This is a genomic window from Tissierella pigra, from assembly GCF_009695605.1.
GTDB lineage: Bacteria > Bacillota > Clostridia > Tissierellales > Tissierellaceae > Tissierella > Tissierella pigra.
Genome location: NZ_VUNQ01000104.1, coordinates 1 through 1,803, shown reverse-complemented (window position 1 = coordinate 1,803; position 1,803 = coordinate 1). Strand labels below are relative to the sequence as shown.

1 protein-coding gene is annotated in these 1,803 nt (G+C 29.6%); it reads right to left on the bottom strand.

All coding sequences use genetic code 11. The features are described 5' to 3' along the window. Nucleotides 1-416: 416 nt before the first annotated feature. On the bottom strand, nucleotides 417-1,706 hold the full coding sequence (locus tag FYJ83_RS19490) for an IS110 family RNA-guided transposase (protein WP_154443134.1): 1,290 nt from the start codon (nucleotides 1,704-1,706) through the stop codon (nucleotides 417-419). Nucleotides 1,707-1,803 lie beyond the last annotated feature (97 nt).

Genomic DNA, 1,803 nt, shown 5'->3' with positions numbered 1-1,803 from the left:
CCTCTTTAAATCAAGTAGTATTTTTCAATACTTCTGATTAATTTTTTATTATTTTAGTAGATCATTTTAAGCAAAATAATTTTATTTTACATGAAATGTCTATTTTAATCCTCACTTAATAAAAGTAGCATTATATTATTTTATAAACAATGGCTTTGCTCACTTTATATAGTAGTAGAACCTCTTTCTAACAGGATTTATTTCCCAAACTTCCTTCGTCCAACTTAAGCTATATGTGAGTCCCGTCATGCTCGTATGCAGGATTATATCCTAATGGAGGAATTACAGGATCGCCACTTTTGTTCTTTTTAATAATTGTAAATCTTAAATTCAAGTTCTATTTTAGCTACCATATTTAAATAGAATTTTTTAACACTATTAATTCATACGTAATGTAATCTCTGGAATAGATAAGATTAAGCAGCTGAATTTAGAAACTCCTCTGGATATTTTATTTCTGACATCATTTTACTTTCATCATAGTCAATATCTTTTAAGATTATTGTATGAATTATTCTTAATAGTTTTCTGCATAATGCTATTATAGCCTGTTTCCCAGTAAGCTGATTTTTTCGTCTTGTAGTGTAATAAATATACATTTTTTTAAATGCAGTATTAGTCCTTATCATGCCTAATATTACCTGATACAGCAACCGCCGAAGATCTTTACGTCCTCTTCTACTTATAGATGTTGTGCCTTTTACCTTACCAGAACTATTTTCTGTTAAAGAAAGTCCTGCCATTTTTATCATTTGTTTTGGTGTTTTATACCTTCCAATATCTCCTAACTCAGCAACTATACCACTTGCTGTTACAATTCCTATGCCTTTTATTTGTGTTATCTTTGCTGTTTCATCTAGATTGCTACAGATATCAGTTACATAGTTATCTATCTCTTCTATTTGTTGGAGAAAACCTTCATATTTATCTAATAGATAATTTATTTCTATTTTCGCAAATGAAAGACCCTCTTTTATTCCTATACTATTTTTGCTAGCTATTACAAGTCTTTCTATCTTCGCAAGGCCTACACCCCTTCTCATCTTTGGAGGTAGCATCTCATAGATTTCATTTGGTGATAACTTTTCAATTTCAGATGGAAAGATATACTTTTTAATTATTTTTATAAATGATTTTGATTTCCAGCTGGCATATGCTTCTTTGTATTCTGGAAAATATCTGTCTAACCAATTGTGAATTTGGTTCTTTGTACGATTTAAATCCTTTATTACAACTTGCCTTAAATTCTTAGCATTCCTGAGCTCTTCATACTCACCTTCGAGTAAATTTGGGGTAGAATATCTAGCATCTTTTACCAACTGTGCGATGATTTTTGCATCTTTTTTATCTGTTTTTGTTTGAAGATTATCATCTAACTCTTTTATCTTTTTTACATGCATTGGATTTACTGTAACTACTGTATAGGCATTGTCCTTAAGATATCTTGCAATATTTAGCCAGTAATGTCCTGTTGGTTCCATTCCAATTATTACTGTAGTTTTCTTTTCGGCTAACTTAATCTCCTTTATCCAACTATCCAATTCTAAATATCCTGAAAGTGAATTGTTAAATTTAATTGATTTCCCAAATTCTATACCACGAACATCTTGTGCTCTTGCTACATGAAATTCCTTGGCAATATCAATTCCAATAATTAAAGTTTCATCTGTTAATTGATTTAACCTTTGATTTTGTTTATAATTCATAGTAGATCCTCCTTTAAATTAAGAATTGTTTTCTCTCAATTACAATTATACCTTAATTTATTTGTGAGGATTTTCTATTTTTATCGTATCACAGGAA

Coding starts and splice junctions, on each gene's coding strand:
- FYJ83_RS19490 (WP_154443134.1), bottom strand. CDS start 1,706: ATGAATTATAAACAAAATCAAAGGTTAAATCAATTAACAGATGAAACT.